The organism is Streptomyces sp. NPDC001410 (assembly GCF_042895235.1).
GTDB lineage: Bacteria > Actinomycetota > Actinomycetes > Streptomycetales > Streptomycetaceae > Streptomyces.
Genome location: NZ_JBIAWE010000014.1, coordinates 121302 through 142682, shown reverse-complemented (window position 1 = coordinate 142682; position 21381 = coordinate 121302). Strand labels below are relative to the sequence as shown.

Here is a 21381-nt window from a genome sequence, read left to right as displayed (position 1 = left end):
GTGCTGTGGCCCGGATGGATAACCTGTGTTGGTGTCGACTGGCCTGGTGTGACACTTCGGGTCATGACCTCGCCAAAGCTCAGTGATCTGGATTACCTCCAGGAGATCGAACGCCTCGCCAGCCGCGTCGAGTTGGAAGCATCGAGCGAAGGATGGCTTTCGTGCCAGGAAGACCCGGAAGATGCGACAGCGCTCCAGCGCAGCGTGAACGCGCTTTCTCGGGCTCTGCGTCACTACCACTTCGATGGCGACGGCCGCCTGGAGGAGGACCGGCCCCTGGTGCGACTCGTGGGAGCCTCGGTGCTGAAGCCTGGGGCCATGCCGGCCGGCATGGAGGAAGGTTACGAGGAGGTATGCGCGCGAATCGGTGTCGAGCCCCGGCCTGAGGGCTGGGCTCTGTGGAACACCTGGAGTGACGGGAAGCTGAAAGTGACCATGGTGGTGTCCGCGGTCGAGACGACCGAGGGACTGTTCGAGAACTGGTCCCGTGGAAGGGTCCTCGACCCCGTGTCACCGCTGCCGTCACAGATCGCTCTCATCCGCCAGGGCTGGATAGGTCCGATCACCTTCTCGCCTCGCGCCGTCAGCCGGACGGGCCTTGGCGGTCGGCCACTGTCCTAGCGGTTGGCGATCAGTGTCGGGTCCACATGAGGATCGCGGTGAGGTGTAGTGCGGCCCGGAGTCGGCTTGGGGTCTGCCTTCGCCGGTATCGCACCCGCCCTCATCTGCCACCGGCGACTTGCCGCAGGCGCAGAGCGTCAGACCTCGACAGGTACTGGTCGTGCATTCTCCCGGCCGTAAGCCAACACTTGAGGAAGGACCTCACGGAACCTGGCGATGTCCTCGGCCGGCGCTTCAAGGACCGCCTCGATCTCCGTGTCGTCCAGGCCAAGAGCCGCCAGCGCCGAGGGTTCCAGGGAGACGCGCAGGACGTTCCCGTTCAACACCGCCGACCGCAGCATCCGTACGCCGTGCCCTGGTTGGCTGTGACCAGGCAATGCGTGTCCATCCCGAGTGACACCTCCTGGTCGTCCGGCTCCTGGCCGTCGCACATGAACAACATGACGAAGCCGCTGCCGTCCTCCCCTTCTGCAACACCGGCCTCGACGAAGTCACCGTCAGGGTCTATCTCTGCGCCAGCCGCACGTGCAACGAACCGATAGGTCATGGCGGAGTTCTATCAGTGCCTCGGCAGCCCCGTGACGACCGGCTCTGCAATGCCGGCAGCAACGTCGTGGGGAAGGTCTTCTCCGACCGTGAGCTCAATCGAGATGATCAAGTCCACAACGGCTTTTGCGAGTGCGTACTTCGTGGTGATCACGGTGAGGCGATCCTCACTCTGATGTTGATGATGTTCTGGCTTGCGAGCAACTTCCGTGCCTGTCGGGCGACGCTTTCATTCGGGACTTCCCAGACTCCGGTCATACCGGACTGGGAGCCCTGCTCGCCGAGGAAGGTGTTCAGGGCGCCTCTGAGGCCGTCCGTGGCGCCGACGTAGAGGTTGAGGAGGCGGGAGAGCGGGAGGCAGATGTCCCGCACCTCGTCGAGGTCGATGACGTCGCCGAGGCCGCGCAGCTTCTCGACCTCTTCAGCGGTTACTGACCTTCAATGCGTGATGTCGTCATCGTGGGGCGGGCACGAGTCCGGTGCCGGTGAGACAGCCGTCGAGGACGTCGTGGCGGTACTGGAGCTGGCGTAAGCCCCGCCGGACGGCGATGATCAGGTCTTGCGGGTCGGCGAATGCGCGGTTGGCCGTGGTGGTGCGCCGCAGCACCGACCAGACGCCCTCGACCGGATTGAGGTCCGGTGCGTAGGGCGGGAGTTGGTAGACGGTGAGCCAGTCGCGTTCGGCGATGTAACGGCGCATCCCGGCCGTCAGGTGGGTGTTCAAGTTGTCCCAGACCAGCACGATCGGGCCGCCGAGCTGCTGGTGTGCGGTCTGGATCAGGTCGCGGGTAGTCCTTCCAGGAGAAGCTTTTGCGTCCGTCGGGCCGGACGTCCGGGCAGGGCAGGTAGATCAGCCGGGAGCGTTCGCCGGGTTTGTAGCAGGCCAGGGCGGCGACGGATAACCGGCGGCGGGAGCGGCCCCGCACGCGCACGACGGGAGTGTGGCCGCGGCGGGACCAGGTGCGGGCGGTAGGCGGCGTCATCGAGAAACCGGCCTCGTCCTCGAAGACGAGCCAGGCCCCGAGCGTCGCCACGGTCCTTCCACGCTCGGCCAGGTCTCCTTCACCCACCCGGCCACCGCCGCCTCGTCGCGCTCCACCGCCCGGCGGGCCGGCACCTGGCAGCTCCAGCCATGCCGCTTGAGCAGCGCGGCAATACCTTGGACGGTGTAGCTCTTGTGGAACCGACGCCCGATAAGCGTCCTGATCCGTGACAGGGTCCAGGTCTGGTCCGGCCAGCCGTGCGCTACCGGCCCCTTGGCCAGCTCCTGCTCCAGCACGGCGAACAGCTCGTCACTGAGCAACGGCAACGACGCCCGCCCCTTGGAGGCCAGGGCTCTCGGCCCGCGCTGGGACCAGGCCTTGCGCCAGCGCTGGACCGACCGGACGCTGACACGCAGCTCGTGCGCGATGACCGCGTTCTCGTCGCCCAAGGCGAACCGCTCGGACGCCTCCATCCTCAGCCTCTCGCGGAAGGCCCGCCGCTCGTCGGTCAGCCCGCCCCCTTGCGCATACCTCATGCAGTGGGCATACCGCAGGGATCAAGGACCGTCAGCCACTGCCGACATCACACATTGAAGGTCAGTAGCGGCAGCGGCGTCTTGTCGCGCAGCGCGCTCCTTTCGGCACGGGTGAGGTCGACGTAGGGGCGCGGATATGCCACAGGGGCGGGCGGATTCGTTCTCCCGCCCTCCCCCTGTGCCTCAGTGTCAGGCAGGTCGGTCGTTGAGGCCTTCACGTACCACCCAATACGGGTAGCCGAACCGCTCACCGAGGGCGACGAGGCTCGGCTTGTCGGCCGGTACGTGGTACGCCTTCATCGCACGCAGGAACAGCCGATATCCAAGGTCCGCGCACGACTCGGTGACCACCCGCTCCAGCGCGGGGACCAGCCCGGTCACCGGAGTGCCGAACGGAGGGTTCTCTGCGGCGCGGCCGAGGTGCTCCGCGGATGGGTGGATCAACTGGAGGACGGCCCGCCTCAGTTCCTCGTCCACCACCGGCTTTGGCGGCGGAGGAACGAACGCGGGATCGTCCCGGCGCACTCGGGACAGCCAGGCCTCTTCGGTGCGCTGCAGCCAGGTACGGGCGCTGATGCCGTACTCGGCCGGGTCGAAGAGGCCGTGGGCCGCCCCGAGCCATGCCGTGCGGATCGTGTCGTCCGGGAGCGGGGGCCGCAGGAGCCGCTGGATGTCCTGGCCCAACTGCACGGCCCTGGACCGGTCGAACTCGTCGACCGCCAGTTCCGCCAAGCCGAGCCACTCCGCGACGGGTCCGTCCTCGCGGGTGTGGCGGTCCGGCTCCCGGTTGAACATGTCCACCAGGCTCCACCGTGAGGCGACCCAGGTCAGCCCGATGTCCGTCACGTAGACGTCCTCCAGGTACCCGTTCTCGAGATCCTTCTCCTCAGTCAAGATCACCCTTCCACCAGACTCCGTAAACCCCGACCAATACTCACCAAAGAGGGAGGTGCTTCAGCAATCTGACGGCCCCGCATGAAAGATCGAGGCTAAACTCCCGGTCGCACGAACGCTGGCCTCAGTCCAGGTGGGAGGTCGGAGAACAACCCGAACACCAGGACGTGATCCGGATTCATCGTGTCGTTTTCCAAGGTGGCGATGATCCCCGCGGACAGCAGAATTCTGACCAGTGCACTCTGCATGTGCTGACCGATTGTCCCGGGATACCGTACGACCGGCGCGTCAGGATTGCCGGAGGCGAGGCTTTCGACAGCCGTCTGCATCATGGCAGGACCGCATCTCCATCCCACGGACACGGGCGCAGAGCCGACATCAGCGTCCGGCTCGACGTGGACCAACGCGCCCGCCCGGTCCGCCGTTTCCTTCTCTCCCTCGCGGAAGGCGGGCAGACCAGCATGCCGGAGCGCCTGGATCACCTGATCGGCCAGTTCGTTCCGTATGGCGATAACGTCCTCGGATGCGCGGGTAAAACCGTACTCGGACATGGTGTTTCTCCTTCTCCTGCAGGGCTGGGGTGGGCATCGCTGGGATGCCCACCCCAGTCTGAATAGCGCTACTGCTCCACGGGCTGCTCAGTGGACCGGCGGAGTGCTCGCCCCTCGAACTTCTGGATCAACGCGTAGAGGAGGTTGCCGGAGCCAGGTCCGTCGGGCAGGGACCAGGAGATCGACGTTCCCGGTTCGAGTTCCTTCTGAAGGATGGGTTCGCACGCAGCGCAGGGGGTTCGCTCGCTGTAGAGCTCCTTGATCTGTTTCGGACTGAAGTTCTTAGCCTTCAACTGGTCCAGGATGTGGTTCTCCGAGTGGTACCCGCCGCCCTTGCTGAAACCGACCACAAGATCACCGGTCTTCGGATCATTCCAGCCAGGAACCCTCGCGACTGCGACATTCCGGCCGGAGCTGATCCCGGCCGCCTTCCTCGCCTTGTACGCCATGAGAGACAGATCGGTGCTGCCGTAGGCGATTATCCCCTCACATGGAGCACCGTTGCTCGCGATCGCCGCACGGAGGGGTTTCTTCCCGAGACATGTCCCGACGAAGGTCCTGAGAATCTTCGCACCGATGCCCTCGAGGGCGACCTCGGAGAGTCCGAGGCCGCGTAGCGCCTTCCAGGCGTCCGCGTAACCGATCCCGGTCCTGGCAGCGGCGTCGAGCGCCTTGACCGCGTTGCTGATTTCGCTGAGTGCGCCTTCTAGTGGGACGTAGGTCGCGTAGGCCCAGGCGCAGCCGCTGGCGCTGCCGTGGAGGCAGTCCATCATGTCTTCGGCGAAGAAGGAGAACAGGATCGATCCGGCCACGTCACCGAAGAGGCTCTGCCATCCGGCGCGGACGATGTCCTTGCCGGAGAAGTGGTGCTGCCAGTTGTCGATCTTGACGTTCTTCAGCGTCGTACGCTGAAGGAACTGCCACGCCGACTTCGGGCAGCCATCCGCGGTGGCCTGCGCCTTGTCATCCGTGCACAGGTAGAAGTCGGCCTCGTAGTTGACGACCAGGTCGAACGTAGCGTCGCAGCCCTTGATGGCTGCTTCCGGCATCCCGGGGCACGTTCCGTGCTGCTTGGAGCTGACGATCTCCACGGTGGACTCGTCCGGGACGGCGAACACACCGGGAATGCCCGTACCGGACCCCTTGGATGCCTCCTTATTGGCCTCCGCCTTTTCCGTCCTGTCGGCGGCGTCCTGGGCTTCCTTGGCGTATTTGTCGGCGTCCTTGGCGGCCTGTTCGGCTTCGGTGGCGGCGGCGTCGGCGCGGTCGGCGGCGGCGCGGGCGTCCTTGGCGTCCTGTTCGGCCTGGGTGGCGGCGGAGCGGGCTGCTTCGGCGTCGAGTTCGGCGGCGTCGGCGGAGTCGCGGGCGTCCTTGGCGTAGCCCTCGGCGCGTCCGGCCGCCTTGTCGGCGGCTGCGGCGTCCTCGGCGGCCTGTTTGTCGTACTCGACGGTGCGGGCCAGGGACGCGGAGGCCGCTGAGGCAGCCTTGGCGGCGTCGGCGGCGTAGCCGAGGGCCTCCTTGGAGTAGGTGCGGGCATCGGCCGCGTACTGGGCGGCGTTGGCCGCGTGCTGGTAGGCCTCCTTGGCGTCGCCCTTGGCCTGGTCGGCGAGGTTCTTGGCCGCCTGGGCCTCGGCCGCCGCGTTCTTGGCGTGCGCGTCGGCGACCGCCTGCTGCTGCTCGGCGATGGTCTTCGACGCCTGTCCGGTCAGCACGACCAGGCCGGCGGCCGAGTCGGTATCGACGTAGGGGGAGCCGAGCTGGATCGCGTCGTTGGCCGGGTTGGCGACCTGCTTGGCCGCTTCACCGGCGTCCACGGCCGCCTGGGCGGTGACATGGGCGTAGCCCGCGGCCTTCGCCGAGGCGGCGAGTGCCTTGGCGGCCTCCGCGTTGGCGCCGTCCGCCTGAGTCTTGGCGTCCTTGGCGTGCGCTTCGGCCTCGTTGGCCAGTTTGACCGCGGTCTTGGCCTCGGCGGAGGCGTCCTGGGAGGCCTTGATGGCGTCCGCCACCGCGCTGGTCGCGGTCTTCACCGCCGCGTCCGCCTTCAGCTTCGCCGCCTGGGCGGCGTCCGCGTCGGAGCGGGCCCGCTTGGCGGCCGCCTCGGCGCGGGTGGCTGCGGCATCCGCATCGGCTGCCGCCTGGGTGGCGGCGTCGGCCTCGGAGCGAGCCCTCTTCGCCGCGGCTTCGGCGTCGTCGGCGTGCTTGTCCGCCTCGTTGGCCGCGGTACGGGCGGCGTCGGCCGCATCGCCGGAGTCCAGGGAGTCGGCGTAGGCGTCCTTGGCGTCGGCCTTGGCGCGGGCCGCGTCGGCCTTCTGCTCGGCGTCCCAGGCGTCGTCGCGCATGGACTTGGCGTGGTCGCTCGCCTTGACCGCGTCGTCCCGCTTGCCCTCGGCGGTCTTCTCGGCGGCCTCGGCCTTGTCCTTGGCGTCCTTCGCCTTCGTCGCCTGGGACTCGGCGTTCTTGCGGTGATCGGCGGCCTCGGCCCGGCTGGCGGCGGCGTTCTCCTTCTCCGCCTTGGCCGTCTTCTCCTCGGCCTCGGCGGCGAGTCGCTTGGCGTGGGCGTCGGCGGCGGCCGCCTTCGCATCGCCCTCGGCCTTCAGGGCGTCGGCGAGCTTGGCCTCGGCGGTCTCCTTGTCCTTCTTGGCGTTGTCCCGGTGGATCTTCGCCGCGTCGGCGGCGGCCTTCGCCTGCCACTCGGCCGCCTTGGCGGCCTCCTTGCGGAACTCCGCCTTCGTCTGGGCGGCTTGGGCCAGGGCGCGCTGCGTGATGGTCTGGGTGTCGCCGGCGGAGGCGCGAGTGGCGGCCTCGGCGGTCTCGGCGGCCTTCTCCATCGCCTGCAGTGCGGCGACCGAACCCTTGGTGACCTGGTCCTTCTGCTGGCCGACCAGCAGACCACGGCCCCGGGGCGCGCCGTTGGTGTCGGCGATGCCGTAGGCGGCCTGGATGGCCGCGTCCGACGTCGTGGCGGCCTTCTGCGCCGTGGCGAGCTGTGCCTTGACGGCGGCGAGCTGCTTCTTCGCCTCCGACTGCGCACTTGTGACGTTCGCCTTGGCCTTGTCCACGTCGGCCTTCGACGGCGCGCTGCCGGTGTGGCCCTTGGGGACGATGCGGAGCTTCTGTGCGTTGGAGCCGTTGCACGTGTTCAGCTGGGCGTCTTTGCCGTTGTCGAACGCGGCCAGGTTCAGACACTTGTCCGTGGCGATGTTGCGCAGTTCGTCCGCGGCGCGGACGTTGAACGTCCACTGCTGTGCCTTGCTGCTGCCGCAGTCCCGGATCTGGATCTTCGTGCCGTTGGCACTGGCGCCGTTCAGCACCTCAAGGCACTTCTGCGCGTTGACGTTCAGGAGGGTGTAGTGGCCGTCGTAGACCCCCCACAGCTGCCACTTCTGGGCGCTGCTGCCGTTGCAGGTGTAGATCTGCACCGGGGTGCCGTTGGCCTTCCCGGATCCCTGGACGTCGAGACACTTGCCCTTGGCCGCCTCCACCTGGATCTCCAGCGGGGCGTCACCGATCCAGTTGATGCCGCCCTCGGTGTAGTGGTCCAGCCAGCGGGTGGAGTAGTCCGCGATCCACGACTGGCCCAGGAGCTTGCCCAGGGCGAACGTGCCGTCCTGCAACGCCTTGGTGGCGGTGACGTTGGCGGCGAGGATCTGCTGTCGCTGCGTGGCCTGCGAAGCGATCTCCTGCTGCCACTCGGTGGACGCCTGGGCAACTTCCTTGCCGAGAACCCGGTCCGGGTCGATCGGGTCGTGCCACGCGCACGCGGCGAAGCGGGCCTTCAGGTCCTCGACCGCGACGCGGAACTCCGGGGTGTCCGGGGCCGGAGCGGTGCGGGGGAAGCCGCCTGAGGACAGGAAGATGCGGGCGTCATCGGCGAACACCCTGGGAACGAACAACTGGTTGGGTTCGATCTTCCCGGAGTTCTTCTTCCACAGCGCCCATGCCTGCTGCTCCTCCGGTGTCCCCCCAGTGGTGTACAGCTGGTCACCGATCGCGACCGCGGCAGCCTTCGTGCTGTCGTCAGCAGTGGGAGACGGTTCGTAGAAGGGCGAGAACAGGTCGATGCCCCGGCCCCATGTCTGGTAGATCCACGGAAGCAGCCCGATCTTGTCGTAGATCTTGTTCGCTCCCTGCGGCGCGCCGGGGTAGGCATCCAGGCCACTGACAGCGTTGCTCCACGCCTGTCCTTGGTCTTCGACCTTCTTCTGCCATTGGCCGCTGTTGGCTTCGTCGGCGTCGAAGGCCTGGTGCAGGGGGGTCTTGACGTCGTTCAGGTCCCGGTTCAGCTTCTGGTGGAGCTGGTCGGACGGCAGCCCGACGGCGCCCTGAGCCAGGGCGAACAGGTTCGGTCCGCCCTTGCGCAGGGCATCGACAGCCACGCACTGATCCCCGCGCAACTGTTCAGCGGCTTTGGTGTCATAGCCGTCGTAGGAATCTCCCACGAGGCGTGCATCGTCCTGGTCCGAGAGGCCGGCGAGGTCGGGCCTGACAGCAAGGCCGGCGACGACCGCAACTGCGGTCAGCAGAAGAATGATTCGGGCAAGTAGTCCTGAACGTCCTGGCGTTGGTATGAGCGATCTTCCTGGTCGGGAAGGCAACGGAGCATCACTTTCTTCAGAGTGTGTATGCGCCGGTTGATCGGCCGATGCTCCGCAGAGCAGTGAATTGCAAGGACTCTCACGGAGACTCAGAAGCGCAGGTCCCTGGCCGGGCTCACGCACGCGGATGGCCGGTGCGACGGCATGGCGATGCAACCCCTCCCCGTGAGCGACGGCGTTCCCCCGGTCGCTGACTGATGTGCGCGTACGGAGTGGTCAGGCTCCGCCGGTGCACGTCGGCACTCTACGCACACACATGTGTACTCGTACAGGTGTTCACTTTCGTGTGATGACCTGATGGCGTGAACCTTTCGGCAGGTCAGCCTGTTGGAAGGGGGTGCCCGCCCGTAGGCCATCTGTGTTTTTTCTGTGAGGCTGCTGTGTGTTTGGGCGGCTGGCGGCGGTGCGATGGGTGATCAAGACGACCGATTTTCGATCCCGATGTGTTCGCACTGCCGGGTCTGAGGGCTGTCTTCGGCCGGGCGATAGCCTTCGACCGTGTCGACCGTGGTCGTGGTCGGCCGGCCCCACGGCAACCCCGACCCTGCCTGGGTGCGCCAACGGCTTTCTCGTTCTGCGTGGCCGACCGCTGCCCCGGTTCGGCCAGCTCGCACGAGACCGTCTTGCGGCTGCGCTCGCTGCTGAGTTGAGGCACTGCACGAACTGGACCGGGCACCTAGCATGCCGCCCATGGCGATGTTCGTGCACTTGACGTCGGCGGCGAACGCGCCGCGCATCCGGCGGTCCGGGATCCGTGCCGTCAGTCACGGACAGGGCGGTGGGCGCGGGGTGTTCTGCTTCCCGGTGCTGGCGTCGTACACGCTCACTCACCAATGGCTGCGTGAGCTGGCCCGTTTCGGCAGTCGGGGAGGGCTTGTCGCCGTGCATGTGCGGTTGGGCGACGGCCAGGAGGTGTTGGTCGGGCGGTACGCGGACCGGAGGCGGGGCACCCAGGCCGCCGTGTCCGCAGCCGAGGCGGTGCGGCGGATCGCGGTGCTGGAGGACCCGCGCGGGTGGGAGGTCTTCGTGCCCCGGGCGATCGGGCCGCGCGAAGTGCACCGGATCCGTACCGCACCGCAGGTGGTGGGCTGGCGGTACCTGCCCGACGCGCATGGTGTGCCCCCCTGCACCTGTTTCGGATGCCGGGTGCGCGGTGGGTACGGGGCGCGGCGCCTGCGCGAGCGGTTGCCGCATCCGCTGGACGGCCCGCCGCCACCGGCGAGGGTGCTGCTCGCGAGGGTCGCGGCGGCCGGCGACCCGGGAGACCCCGCCGTGTTGCGGGAGTCCCTGCACTGGTTCGGCATGCGGCGCCGGGGCCCGCTCGCCCAACTTGCCCACCTGGCTGCCCACCCCGATCCCGGGGTGCGGGAGGCGCTGGTGTGGGCGGTCGGCGGCTGGTCCACCCCGGGTGTCGCCCAGCTGCTGCAGGGCCTCGCGGACGACCCCGACCGGGATGTCAGGGAGGCCGTGGAGGTAGTCAGCGACGACGATTGACCCAGGTCGGCCGAGAGGGGGGACTGTACAGTCCGTGAGCGTGCGACTCCCCTCAGAGGTCCGGGAACGGTGGCGCTTCATCCATCGTCAGCAGCAGTTTCCGTGCTGATTCGGCCTCTTCCGGTGTCATCAGGCCATCAGCGTCCTGGGGCGGGCAATCGGCGCCGAGTCTGATGATCTTGCTCTGAGTCACCGTCCGCCGGCCCGGTCAGTTCGCACCAGACCGTCTTGCGGTCCGCCTCCGGGGTCACGCCCCACCGATGGGCCAGCGCCTCGATGAGGGCCAGGCCACGGCCGGACTCGGCCATCCCGGCGGCGGACAGGAGTACTGGCAGAGCCCGCGGGTCGGGGTCGGTGACCTCGACGCGGGTGTGGCCGTGGGGCGTGGCGGTGACGCGGACCGTCACTGGGGTGCCCTCGCCGAGGTGGTCGATCACGTTCGTCAGTAACTCCGTTGCGCACAAGCGGACTTCGAAGTCGCGTGCGCGGAGGTGGTGGCGCAGCTCCGGTACGGCCTTCGGCGTGGCGAGCAGGTCGAGTTCCGTGGGGGAGCGGTCGGGCATGGGTGGGGTCTTCCTGTTTCTGTGTGTTGCGTGACGAATGCCTCACAGAGCGTCGTCGGGGTCGGTACGGTGGAAGGGGCTTCGCGTTCGCGACCGGGGCAGCGGAAGGTGAACCATGGCACGGCGCAAGGACATCGACGGCTCGATGAGCGTCCCGACCTTCTACGGCAAGGAGTTGCGGTGGAAGCGGGAGGCGGCGGGGATGTCGTTGGAGGTGTTCCTTGAGGGCAGCTTCTACGGCAAGACGTACCTCAGTGACATCGAGCACGGGGAACGGAGGATGCCGCTCGATTTGGCCCGGCATGCGGACCGCGTGCTCAACACCGATGGGTTCTTCGAGCGGCACTGTGAGGATGTGCGGAAGGCGCGGAGGGGGCCGCATGCCGCCTACTTCGAGAAGGCCCTGGAGGCGGAGAAGTACGCGGAGTCCATTGAGCTGTGGTCACCCATCATCTTCCCCGGGCTGCTCCAGACCGCCCCGTACGCTCGGACGCTTGTCCGGTCGGCCCACCCGGCGGCCTCCGACGAGTGGGTCGAGGAGAAGGTGACGGCCCGACTCGCTCGCGCCCGCCTCTTCGAGGAGGATCACTCCACCCCGGAGTACTGGGCGGTCCTGCACGAGTCGCTGATCGCGGACCCGATCCTTCCTCCGCTGGAGGCGGCCGAACAGTTGGACCGGGTCGTGGAGTTGGCCTAGCGGCGCCGGATCACTCCGCAGATCGTTCCGCGGACGTGCGGTGCGTATCCCATGATGGCCGCCTCCATCATGGTGATGACCTTCCCGGACGCGCCGCCGCTGATCTACACCGAGGCGTCCTACAGCGGTGACACCATCGACGATCCGGCCCTCGTGAAGCAGTACCGCAAGGCATACGATCGGCTCAGGGCCGTCGCGCTGTCACCAGACACGTCCCTCGACATGATCAAGGCAGCGGCAGAGGATTACCGAAATGGCAAGCAACCGGATCGACTTGAGTGACGCGCTCTGGTTCAAGAGCAGCTACAGCAACGGGGACGGCGGGGAATGCGTCGAAGTCGCCCACAGCATCCCCGGACTCGTCCCCGTCCGCGACTCCAAGACCCCCCATGCCCCTGCCCTAATCCTCAGCGCTACTGCTTGGGCCCCCTTCGTCGCCTCGCTCAAGGGCTGACCCGGGGGCTACTCAAAGGTCGAAGCGCTCAAGGTCCCGCAACCACGCCCGTGCCGAACTGTCCGACGGCGCACGCCAGTCACCCCGCGGGGAGAGCGAACCGCCGGCCGAGACCTTCGGCCCGTTCGGCATCGCCGACCGCTTGAACTGCGCGAATCCGAAGAAGCGGCGGCAGAAGACCTCCAGCCAGCGTCGGATCTCCGGCAGGTCGTACGCCACCCGCTTGGCATCCGGGAAGCCCGGCGGCCAGGCACCGCCCTCCGCGTCGTGCCAGGCGTGCCACGCCAGGAAGGCGATCTTCGACGGCCTGAAGCCGTACCGGAGCACGTAGAACAGTGTGAAGTCGTGCAGCGCGTACGGCCCGATCTTCGACTCCGTCGACTGCATCTCCTCACCCGGCACCAGCTCCGGGCTGATCTCGGTGTCGAGGATCGCGGCGAGCGTCTTGCCGGTCTCCTCGTCGAACTGGCCGCTGCTGATGACCCAGCGGATGAGGTGCTGGATCAGAGTCTTCGGTACCCCGCCGTTGACGTTGTAGTGGCTCATCTGGTCGCCCACGCCGTACGTGGACCAGCCGAGGGCGAGTTCCGACAGGTCGCCGGTGCCGAGGACGATGCCGCCGCGCTGGTTGGCCAGCCGGAAGAGATAGTCCGTGCGCAGACCCGCCTGCACGTTCTCGAAGGTGACGTCGTACACCGGCTCGCCGGAGGCGAACGGGTGACCCATCTCCTGCAGCATCAGCCGTGCGGTCGGCGTGATGTCCAGCTCGGCCGCGGTGACGCCGAGCGAGTTCATCAGCTTGTGGGCGTTGTCCTTGGTGTGGTCGCTGGTGGCGAAGCCGGGCAGCGTCCAGGCCAGGATGTCGCTGCGCGGGCGGCCCGCGCGGTCCATCGCGCGGGCGGCGACGATCAGCGCGTGCGTGGAGTCCAGGCCGCCGGACACCCCGATGACCACCTTCGGGCCGCCGATCGCCGCGAGGCGCTGCTGGAGGCCCTCGACCTGGATGTTGTACGCCTCGTAGCAGTCCAGGGCGAGGCGGTCGGGGTCGGCCGGCACGAACGGGAAGCGCTCCAGGCGGCGGCGCAACCCCAGGTCGGTGAGCGGCGGGTCGAGCTCGAACCCGACCGTCCGGAAGTCGCTCGTCCGTGCCGAATGGGTACGGCGGTTGTCGTCGAACGTGCCCGTCCGCTGCCGCTCCTGCCGCAGCAGGTCGAGGTCCACGTCGGCCACCGCGTAACTGTCGCCGAGCGGGAACCGCTCGGTCTCGGCCAGCAGCGCGCCGTTCTCGTAGACCATGGCCTGGCCGTCCCAGGACAGGTCGGTGGTCGACTCGCCGAGGCCGGCCGCCGCGTAGACGTACGCGGCGATGCAGCGGGAGGACGCCGAGCGGCACAGCAGCTTGCGGTCCTCGGCCCGCCCGACCGTGATCGGGCTGCCCGAGAGATTGACGAGGACGGTCGCACCGGCGAGGGCCGCCTCCGCGCTGGGCGGCACCGGCACCCACATGTCCTCGCAGATCTCCGCGTGCAGTACGAGACCGGGGACGTCCTCCGCCGCGAACAGCAGATCCACGCCGAAGGGGACTGCCTCGCCGCCGACGCGGATCGAACCGCCGCGCTCGTCGGCGCCGTCGCCGATCTGCCGGCGCTCGTAGAACTCCCGGTAGTTCGGCGGGTACGACTTGGGGACCACACCGAGGATCCGGCCGCGGTGCACGATGACCGCGCAGTTGTAGATCCGGTTGCGGTGGCGCAGCGGGGCACCGACGACCAGGACCGGCAGCAGCTCCGCCGACCCGGCCACCACCTCGCTGAGCCCCTCCTCGACCTGGTCGAGCAGCGCGTCCTGCAGCAGCAGGTCCTCGATCGAGTAGCCACACAGCACCATCTCCGGGAAGACGGCGACGGCGACGCCCTCCTCGGCGCACCGGCGTGCGTGGCGCAGGACCGCTTCGGCGTTGGCATGCGGGTCCGCGATGACGGTGTGACCCGTACACGCGGCGACGCGTGCGAAGCCATGCTGATAGATCGACCAGAAGTTCAACGGAGGCACTGGCCCAGTGTAATCGTCAGAGCGACGCGATGGGGGGCGTGGGGTGTTGTGTACCCCACGCCCCCCTACGGCGTCAGCCGGTCAGAGCGCCCCTACCGCGTCAGCGGATCAGTGACGGCGGTACGACTGGACGTAGCCGCCCGCGGGCGAGCCCACGCCGGTGACGTCGTCGTAGCCCTTCACCGCGGACAGCGAGCTGTCCTTGCCGAGGCTGCGGACCGAGGTCGCGAGGCCGCCGGAGGCGTCGAGGCCGTTCACGAAGTCGATACGGGCCACCGCCAGGCCGGAGCCGGTCGGGTTGTCCGTGACGTCGTGGTACACGCCCGTCTTGCCGTACTTGGCGTAGATCGCCGGGTTGGCGAAGCCGAGCGCCTTGCCGCCGTGCGCCTCCTGGGCCAGGGCCTGGACCGCGGCGATCACCGGGGCGGCCAGCGAGGTGCCGCCGATGCGGTACTCGCTGTACTGCTCGGTGCCGTCCGGGAAGGTCTGGGTCTGGCCGACCAGGAAGCCGGTGTTCGGGTCGGCGATGGCCGCGATGTCCGGGACGACGCGGTTGCCGGCGGCGTTGTTGGCCGTGGCCAGCGCCTTCGGGACGACGTTCTTCTGGTAGTACGGCTGCGCCACGGTCTTGCTGGTGCCGCCGCCCGCGCCCGAGGTGAACGCGCCGGGGAAGTTCGTCCAGCTCTTGCCGTCCGCCGACAGGGTCGCCTTCTGGGTGCCCCAGCCGGTCTCCCACTGGTACGTGTCGCCCTTGCCGACGGCCAGCGAGGTACCGCCGACCGCGGTCACCCACGCCGAGTTGGCCGGGGTGTCGACCTGCTTCGTACCGGTGTTGGCGACCTGGTCGCCGTCGTCACCGGAGGAGAAGTAGAAGCCGATGCCCTGGACCGCGCCCAGCTGGAAGACCTGGTCGTAGGCGGCCGCGAGGTCCGGCGTCTGGTTGGCCTCGATGTCGCCCCAGGAGTTGGAGACGATGTCGGCCAGGTGGTTGTCGACGATCTTGCTGAGCGAGTCCAGCAGGTCGTCGTCGTAGCAGGACGCGGCGCCCACGTAGGTGACGTCGGCGGCCGGCGCGACCGCGTGCACGGCCTCGACGTCGAGGGTCTCCTCGCCGTACCAGCCGGCCGCGCCGCACTCCTTGGTCTTGGTGTAGTTCTTCGGCAGCACCTGGTGCAGCTGACCGGTCTTCCAGGCCGCGTCACCGTTCTTCAGTGCGTACTTGCCCGCGTCGAAGGCGATGGTCGGCGAGGCGTACGCGTCGGTGATCGCGATGCGCACGTTCTTGCCGGTGTAGTCGCCCGCGCCGTAGGCGGCACGCAGCTGCTTGCCGGTGTAGCCCTTGATCGCGTACGGGATCTTCCCGCCGTACGCGTCCGGCAGCGTGGTCGCGATGTTCGAGCCGAAGTACGAGGAGAACGGCCCGGAGTTCTTGAACACGGCGTCCGGGGGCGGCAGCTGGTCGTCGTGGGTCGACTTGTGCGGGGCGTTGTCCAGACCGGTGACGGTCAGCACGGCGCCCTGCAGACCGGCCGGCGCCGAGGCGGTCTTCGCCGGGGCGCGGTAGGTCTTCGACCCCTTGGTGAAGTTGTGCAGCTGGGTGCCGAACGCCTTCTCGGCGGCGGCGACGTCACCGGAGACGGCGACGTAGTGCGAGGTGACCTCGGTGACCTGGAGCCCGGCGGCCTTCAGCCAGGACTTGACCGCGGCAACCTGGGCCTTGGTGGCCCCGAAGCGGGCCTGCGCCTTCTTGGCGCTCAGGTACTTGCCGTACTGCGGCGAGCTGGGGTCGGACACGGCCTTCGCGTAGGCGGCGAGTCCGGCCCGGTCCCGGCCGGCCAGGTACACGCGGGCCTTGACCTGGGCGTTGTCTGCGGTGGCACCCTTGTCCGCCTTGGCCGTGGCCCACGCGGGCTTGGTGCCCGCCAGTGCGTCACGGGCCGGGGTGTCCGCGGCGTGCGCCGCGGATATACCGAACGCCAGCGCTCCGGCGATCATGGGCAGTGTCGCTGCCATGCTCACGCCGGCGCGCACCTTGGCGCGGTTGGATCTCATAGAACCCCCTGCGATGCGGTTCGCATGCATGTAGTGGTCGGTACGTCGTGGATCCGCACACCGGCCCGCGGCGGCGTCGGCCCGCGAAGGGATCACACGATGGGGGCCACTCTTTCGATGAACCGTTCATGCCAGGGGAACGCAAAGGTCAAGAGAAGCTCAAGTAATCGTCATCCGGGGCGATTTGGGGCTTTCGACCGCATCGCGGCTTACGAACGTGGTTGTGTGCCCCGTTCCTTGAGCATGCCGGCCATCAGCTCGATCTCCGACTGCTGCGCGTCGACCATGCCCTGCGCGAGCCGCTTCTCCACCCCGACGGTGCACTTGGCCACACACCCCTCGGCCATGTGGATACCGCCCTTGTGATGGTCCGTCATCAGCTGGAGATAGAGGACCTCCGCCTGCTTGCCGCTCAGCGACTGGAGCTTCTTCAGGTCGGTGTTGGTCGCCATGCCCGGCATCAGCGCGCCGTCCTTGCCGGAGGCCATGTCGCCCATGCCCATCCAGGTCATCGGCGGATCGGCCGACACCTTCGGCAGCCCCCACAGATCCAGCCAGCCCAGCAGCATCCCGCGCTGGTTGGCCTGCGTCTGCGCGATGTCGTACGCGAGCCGCCGCACCTCCTCGTTCTGCGTGCGGTCCCGCACGATGTACGACATCTCGACGGCCTGCTGGTGGTGGACGGCCATGTCCCGCGCGAACCCGGCGTCGGCGGACTCGGCCGTGGGCGTCTTCGGGTCCGATCCGCCGTCCTCGGCGACCGCGTACGTGATCGCCCCGGCCGCGACGAGCACCGCTGCCGCGGCGCCCGCCACCCAGCCGATGTGCTGCCGCCTCACTTCATGATCCCGCCGGTGCACGAGGCGCCCGGCTCGGGCGTCTGGGCGCCCTGCACGTAGGTGGCGAAGAACTTGTCCACCTCCGGGTCGCTCGCGCTCTTCACGGTCACCTGGTGGCCCCAGGCCGACAGGACCAGCGGGGCGTCCTGGTTCTGGTACGGGCTCATCAGCGAGTACGGAGTCTTCTTCACCTTGGCCGCGAGCGCGTCCACGTCGGCCTTCTGCGCCTTGTCGGTGTACGTCACCCAGACCGCGCCGTGCTCCAGCGCGTGCACGGCGTTCTCGTCCTGCACCGGCTTGGTGTAGACGTCACCGTTGCAGTTGAGCCACACCGGGTTGTGGTTGCCGCCGACCGGCGGGTGCATCGGGTACGACACCCTGGTCGTCACGTGCGTCCGCGCCAGCTTCCCGGACCAGGTCTTCACGCCGTCCTTGCCGGTGGTGAAGTGCCCGGAGTCCCCGGAGCCCTTCGCGTCACCGCTGGAGACCGTGTTGTTCTTGCCGGAGTCGTCCGACTGAGAGTTCACGAGGACCACACCGCCGACGACGAGACCGCCGACGACCACCGCGCTGGCGGCGATGGTGAGCGCCCGGTTACGGCGCTCCCGGGCACGCTCGGCGCGCCGCAACTCCTCGATGCGCGCCTTGCGCGCCGCGCTGCTGCTGTTCTTGGCGGAACCCATGAGGTGTCCTTCTGGGGGAAACGGACGTGGACAGTGGGGCTCGCTGATCGTAGTGCGCAAGGAGTGCCTGTCCCTATGGAGGGCTCGGCAACCGAATAATTTGAACCCCGGATGCGCATTACCTACCCTCACGATATGCGGTTGCTGCGCTCCACCGACCTGGCCCTGCGGGTCCTCATGCGGCTCGCCGTCGCCGGCGACGCCAACCCCACGACCCGCCAGGTCGCGGCGGACATGGACGTGCCGTACACCCATGCCGCCAAGGTCGTGGCGGAACTCCAGCACCTGGGCCTCGTCGACGCCCGCCGCGGCAGGGGCGGCGGCCTCGCCCTCACCGAACGGGGCCGTACGGCCTCCGTGGGTACGGTCGTCCGCACTTTCGAGGGGGACGGCGACGTCGTCGACTGCGAGGGCGGCACGACCCCCTGCCCCCTGAACGCCGCCTGCCGCCTGCGGGGTGCCCTGCGCCGGGCCCAGGAGGCGTTCTTCGCGACGCTGGACCCGTTGACGGTGGGCGACATGGTGGCCGAACCGACCGGCCCCGTGCTGCTGGGCATCTCCAGGGGGCCGGGGGGCGTCTGAGGCGCCGGCTCGGCCGGACGCGCGCACGCCACCGGGATGACGGGCACCGACCTCCTCGAGAGCAGGAGATCGGCCGGGAGGGGGCACGGCGCTTCGGGGCCTGAGAACCTTGCGGCCGCCGCCACGCAGGCCGTGCGTGGCGGCGGCCGCAAGGTTCTCAGGCCTGGGCGAGCCAGAGGTCCGGTCCGAACACCTCGTAGTGGATGTCCGCCGGAGCCACGCCCTGCTCGATCAGCTGGGAGCGCACCGCGCGCATGAACGGCAGCGGTCCGCACAGGTACGCGCGCGTGCCGGGGTGCACGGTGACGTCGGTGAGGTCGACCAGGCCGGTGCGGGTGCCGGGCTCGGCGTCACGCTCGTAGAAGAAGTGCGTGGACGCGTCCGGGAGCTTGGCGGCGTACGCCTCGTGGTCGGCGTGCAGGGCGTGGTCGGCGGGGGAGCGGTCGCCGTGCACGACCGTGACCGGGGCATCGTGGCCGTCGGCCGCCAGTGCGGCGAGCATCGCGACCATCGGGGTCACGCCGATGCCCGCGGAGGCGAGCAGGAGCGGCCGGCCGGCGCTGTCGCCGAGCACGAGGTCGCCGTACGGCTCGGAGAGGTCGAGGACGTCGCCCTCGCGCACGCGCGCGTGGAGGTGGTTCGAGACCTCGCCCTCGGGCGTAGCGTCGTCGCCCTGCACGCGCTTGACGCTGAACTGGCGGAGCGTCTCGCCGGGCGCGCCGGACAGGCTGTACTGCCGTATCTGCCGAGCCCCGTCGGCCAGCTCGACCTGGACGGAGACGTACTGGCCGGCGCGGAAGTCGCGCACCGGACCGCCGTCGGCCGGGCGCAGCCGGAAGGTGACGACGTCCGCCGTCTCCTCGACGCGCTCCACGACCTCCCACGGCCGCCGCCCGGTGCTGCCGCTCTCCTCGTACAGCCGCTTCTCGATGGCGATGAGCGCGTTGGCCATCAGCCAGTAGACCTCGTCCCAGGCGGCGGCGACCTCGGGCGTGACGGCCTCGCCCAGGACCTCGACGATGGCGGCGAAGAGGTTCTCGTGGACCACCGGGTACTGCTCGGGGGCCACGCCCAGCGAGGCGTGCTTGTGGGCGATCCGGCTGAGCAGGGCGTCGGGCCGCTGGTCCGGGTGCTCCAGCAGGTGGGTGGCGAAGGCGGCGATGGAGCCGGCGAGCGCCTGCTTCTGGAGGCCGGCGGCCTGGTTGCCGCGGTTGAAGAGGTCGCACAGCAGTTCGGGGTGGGCGGCGAAGAGCCGGGCGTAGAAGCGCTCGGTGATCTCGCCGATGGCCGCGCCGACGGCGGGAAGGCTGGCGCGGACGGTGACTGCGGACTGCTCGGACAGCATCGTGACTCCTCACGGCTCGACTGCTCGGCTCGACGGATCGGCTCTGCTGGTCAGCACGCTATGAAAACTTGCATCTCAGATTCAAATTAAGGGGGTGTGGTGTCGCTCACGGGGGAAGCGGACCGGCCATTACGGATGTCGGCGAGAGGAGGCAAGATGGGCAGCAGAGCAGTACACCTGCCGTACGACAGGCATTCAGGCCTAGGACGCTGGGGCGATCAAGGTCCGCAACGCGCTTGAAACGGTGTTGTGGTGGGATGTTCCCAGGCGGCCTGACCAGCAAGGATGGGGAAGCGGAAGATGGACAAGCAGCAGGAGTTCGTGCTCCGGACCTTGGAGGAGCGCGACATCCGGTTCGTACGCCTGTGGTTCACGGACGTGCTGGGCTTCCTGAAGTCCGTCGCCGTGGCCCCGGCCGAGCTGGAACAGGCCTTCGACGAGGGCATCGGCTTCGACGGCTCCGCCATCGAGGGCTTCGCCCGGGTCTACGAGTCCGACATGATCGCCAAGCCGGACCCCTCCACCTTCCAGGTCCTGCCGTGGCGTGCGGAGACCCCGGGCACGGCCCGCATGTTCTGCGACATCCTCATGCCGGACGGCTCCCCGTCCTTCGCGGACCCGCGCTACGTGCTCAAGCGCGCCCTGGCCCGCACCTCCGACCTGGGCTTCACCTTCTACACCCACCCCGAGATCGAGTTCTTCCTGCTGAAGGACCGCCCGCTGGACGGCTCCCGCCCCACTCCGGCCGACAACTCGGGCTACTTCGACCACACCCCGACCAGCGTCGGTATGGACTTCCGCCGCCAGGCGATCACCATGCTGGAGTCGATGGGCATCTCGGTCGAGTTCTCCCACCACGAGGGCGCCCCCGGCCAGCAGGAGATCGACCTGCGCTACGCCGACGCGCTCTCCACGGCGGACAACATCATGACGTTCCGCCTGGTCATGAAGCAGGTGGCCCTGGAGCAGGGGGTCCAGGCGACCTTCATGCCGAAGCCTTTCTCCGAGCACCCCGGCAGCGGCATGCACACACACCTCTCCCTCTTCGAGGGCGACCGGAACGCGTTCTACGAGTCCGGCTCGGAGTACCAGCTCTCCAAGGTCGGCCGCTCCTTCATCGCGGGCCTGCTCAAGCACGCGGCGGAGATCTCCGCGGTCACCAACCAGTGGGTGAACTCCTACAAGCGCATCTGGGGCGGCTCCGAGCGCACGGCCGGCGCCGGCGGCGAGGCCCCCTCCTACATCTGCTGGGGCCACAACAACCGTTCGGCCCTGGTCCGCGTCCCGATGTACAAGCCCGGCAAGACCGGCTCCGCGCGCGTGGAGGTCCGCTCGCTGGACTCCGGCGCCAACCCGTACCTGGCGTACGCGCTGCTGCTGGCCGCCGGCCTCAAGGGCATCGAGGAGGGCTACGAACTCCCGCCGGGCGCCGAGGACGACGTCTGGGCCCTCTCCGACGCCGAGCGCCGCGCCATGGGCATCGAACCCCTCCCGCAGAACCTCGGCGAGGCCCTGACCCTGATGGAGCGCAGCGACCTGGTCGCCGAGACCCTCGGCGAGCACGTCTTCGACTTCTTCCTGCGCAACAAGAAGTCGGAGTGGGAGGAGTACCGGTCCGAGGTGACCGCGTTCGAGCTGCGGAAGAACCTGCCGGTGCTGTAAGGGCTGGTCAGGGCAGGTTCCTGCCAAAGCGATCCTGCGGGGCCGACGGTCAATGACCGCCGGCCCCGCAGAGTCTCACTACTCCTGGGCCGCCTCTGGGCCGTCTGGTCCGAGAGCGAGCACCTAGAGACCGCGGGTTCATCTGCTTCGTACGTCTTCCACTTGGGCTTGTGTCCCTTGTGGGGGACTGATCGGTTGCGCGAGTAAGGCAATCCCCGGTCGTTGTCGGCGG

17 protein-coding genes and 3 pseudogenes are annotated in these 21381 nt (G+C 68.6%); 6 read left to right on the top strand and 14 right to left on the bottom strand.

Features of this window, described 5'->3' with window-relative positions:
- Window positions 1-63 precede the first annotated feature (63 nt).
- Window positions 64-621, top strand: a complete 558-nt coding sequence (locus ACFY3C_RS29425; protein ID WP_390772880.1) for a hypothetical protein — start codon at window positions 64-66, stop codon at window positions 619-621.
- A 319-nt stretch (window positions 622-940) separates the two neighbouring features.
- Here ACFY3C_RS29425 and ACFY3C_RS29420 read toward each other — a convergent pair whose 3' ends face one another.
- The 8 genes and pseudogenes from ACFY3C_RS29420 to ACFY3C_RS29385 all read right to left on the bottom strand — a co-directional run bounded on the left by ACFY3C_RS29420 (window position 941) and on the right by ACFY3C_RS29385 (window position 8507).
- Complete coding sequence (locus ACFY3C_RS29420) at window positions 941-1168, bottom strand: hypothetical protein (protein WP_390772879.1); 228 nt, start codon at window positions 1166-1168, stop codon at window positions 941-943.
- Between the two features lie 12 nt (window positions 1169-1180).
- On the bottom strand, window positions 1181-1321 hold the full coding sequence (locus tag ACFY3C_RS29415) for a hypothetical protein (RefSeq protein WP_390772878.1): 141 nt from the start codon (window positions 1319-1321) through the stop codon (window positions 1181-1183).
- Between the two features lie 41 nt (window positions 1322-1362).
- Window positions 1363-1625 (bottom strand): annotated as a pseudogene (locus ACFY3C_RS29410) (hypothetical protein); the annotation flags it as partial.
- Window positions 1622-2150: pseudogene (locus tag ACFY3C_RS29405) on the bottom strand (transposase). The pseudogenes ACFY3C_RS29405 and ACFY3C_RS29410, both read right to left, overlap by 4 nt.
- Window positions 2147-2686, bottom strand: a complete 540-nt coding sequence (locus ACFY3C_RS29400; protein WP_390772877.1) for a winged helix-turn-helix domain-containing protein — start codon at window positions 2684-2686, stop codon at window positions 2147-2149. Before ACFY3C_RS29400 ends, ACFY3C_RS29405 begins: the two are co-directional and overlap by 4 nt.
- Window positions 2687-2875: 189 nt before the next feature.
- A complete protein-coding gene (locus ACFY3C_RS29395; protein ID WP_390772876.1) occupies window positions 2876-3580 on the bottom strand; it encodes a hypothetical protein in 705 nt (234 codons plus the stop codon).
- A gap of 95 nt (window positions 3581-3675) precedes the next feature.
- On the bottom strand, window positions 3676-4131 hold the full coding sequence (locus ACFY3C_RS29390) for a hypothetical protein (RefSeq protein ID WP_390772875.1): 456 nt from the start codon (window positions 4129-4131) through the stop codon (window positions 3676-3678).
- Window positions 4132-4199: 68 nt separating this feature from the next.
- Window positions 4200-8507: a ricin-type beta-trefoil lectin domain protein gene (locus tag ACFY3C_RS29385; protein ID WP_390772874.1), complete on the bottom strand. Its 4308-nt coding sequence runs from the start codon at window positions 8505-8507 to the stop codon at window positions 4200-4202.
- Between the two features lie 909 nt (window positions 8508-9416).
- Here ACFY3C_RS29385 and ACFY3C_RS29380 point away from each other — a divergent pair.
- Window positions 9417-10220 carry a HEAT repeat domain-containing protein gene (locus ACFY3C_RS29380; RefSeq protein ID WP_390772873.1) on the top strand — a complete coding sequence of 268 codons (804 nt, stop codon included), beginning with the start codon at window positions 9417-9419 and terminating at the stop codon, window positions 10218-10220.
- A gap of 137 nt (window positions 10221-10357) precedes the next feature.
- Here ACFY3C_RS29380 and ACFY3C_RS29375 read toward each other — a convergent pair whose 3' ends face one another.
- On the bottom strand, window positions 10358-10783 hold the full coding sequence (locus ACFY3C_RS29375; protein ID WP_390772872.1) for an ATP-binding protein: 426 nt from the start codon (window positions 10781-10783) through the stop codon (window positions 10358-10360).
- A gap of 115 nt (window positions 10784-10898) precedes the next feature.
- On the opposite strand from ACFY3C_RS29375, the pseudogene ACFY3C_RS29370 reads away from it, so the two are divergent.
- Both ACFY3C_RS29370 and ACFY3C_RS29365 read left to right on the top strand, forming a co-directional pair.
- Window positions 10899-11762, top strand: a pseudogene (locus tag ACFY3C_RS29370) (Scr1 family TA system antitoxin-like transcriptional regulator).
- Complete coding sequence (locus ACFY3C_RS29365; protein WP_390772871.1) at window positions 11734-11934, top strand: DUF397 domain-containing protein; 201 nt, start codon at window positions 11734-11736, stop codon at window positions 11932-11934. The pseudogene ACFY3C_RS29370 and the gene ACFY3C_RS29365 overlap by 29 nt, the downstream one beginning before the upstream one ends.
- 12 nt (window positions 11935-11946) lie before the next feature.
- Here the strand turns inward: ACFY3C_RS29365 and ACFY3C_RS29360 are convergent, their stop codons facing one another.
- The 4 genes from ACFY3C_RS29360 to ACFY3C_RS29345 form a co-directional block, all read right to left on the bottom strand.
- Complete coding sequence (locus tag ACFY3C_RS29360; protein WP_390772870.1) at window positions 11947-13986, bottom strand: NAD(+) synthase; 2040 nt, start codon at window positions 13984-13986, stop codon at window positions 11947-11949.
- A 108-nt stretch (window positions 13987-14094) separates the two neighbouring features.
- Window positions 14095-16038, bottom strand: a complete 1944-nt coding sequence (locus ACFY3C_RS29355) for a protease pro-enzyme activation domain-containing protein (RefSeq protein WP_390772869.1) — start codon at window positions 16036-16038, stop codon at window positions 14095-14097.
- Window positions 16039-16247: 209 nt separating this feature from the next.
- The gene (locus ACFY3C_RS29350) at window positions 16248-16877 is read right to left on the bottom strand and encodes a DUF305 domain-containing protein (RefSeq protein WP_390772868.1); all 630 of its coding nucleotides are present in this window, start codon (window positions 16875-16877) and stop codon (window positions 16248-16250) included.
- Window positions 16874-17560, bottom strand: coding sequence for a DUF3105 domain-containing protein (locus tag ACFY3C_RS29345; RefSeq protein WP_389184103.1), 687 nt, complete (start codon window positions 17558-17560; stop codon window positions 16874-16876). The genes ACFY3C_RS29350 and ACFY3C_RS29345 overlap by 4 nt, the downstream gene beginning before the upstream one ends.
- A gap of 135 nt (window positions 17561-17695) precedes the next feature.
- Between ACFY3C_RS29345 and ACFY3C_RS29340 the strand changes: the two genes are divergently transcribed.
- Window positions 17696-18142, top strand: a complete 447-nt coding sequence (locus ACFY3C_RS29340) for an RrF2 family transcriptional regulator (RefSeq protein WP_390772867.1) — start codon at window positions 17696-17698, stop codon at window positions 18140-18142.
- 157 nt (window positions 18143-18299) lie between these two features.
- On the opposite strand, the gene ACFY3C_RS29335 is transcribed toward ACFY3C_RS29340, so the two are convergent.
- Window positions 18300-19487 carry a globin domain-containing protein gene (locus ACFY3C_RS29335; protein WP_390772866.1) on the bottom strand — a complete coding sequence of 396 codons (1188 nt, stop codon included), beginning with the start codon at window positions 19485-19487 and terminating at the stop codon, window positions 18300-18302.
- Window positions 19488-19787: 300 nt separating this feature from the next.
- Between ACFY3C_RS29335 and ACFY3C_RS29330 the strand changes: the two genes are divergently transcribed.
- Window positions 19788-21149, top strand: coding sequence for a glutamine synthetase family protein (locus ACFY3C_RS29330; protein WP_390772865.1), 1362 nt, complete (start codon window positions 19788-19790; stop codon window positions 21147-21149).
- The last annotated feature ends 232 nt before the right edge of the window (window positions 21150-21381 follow it).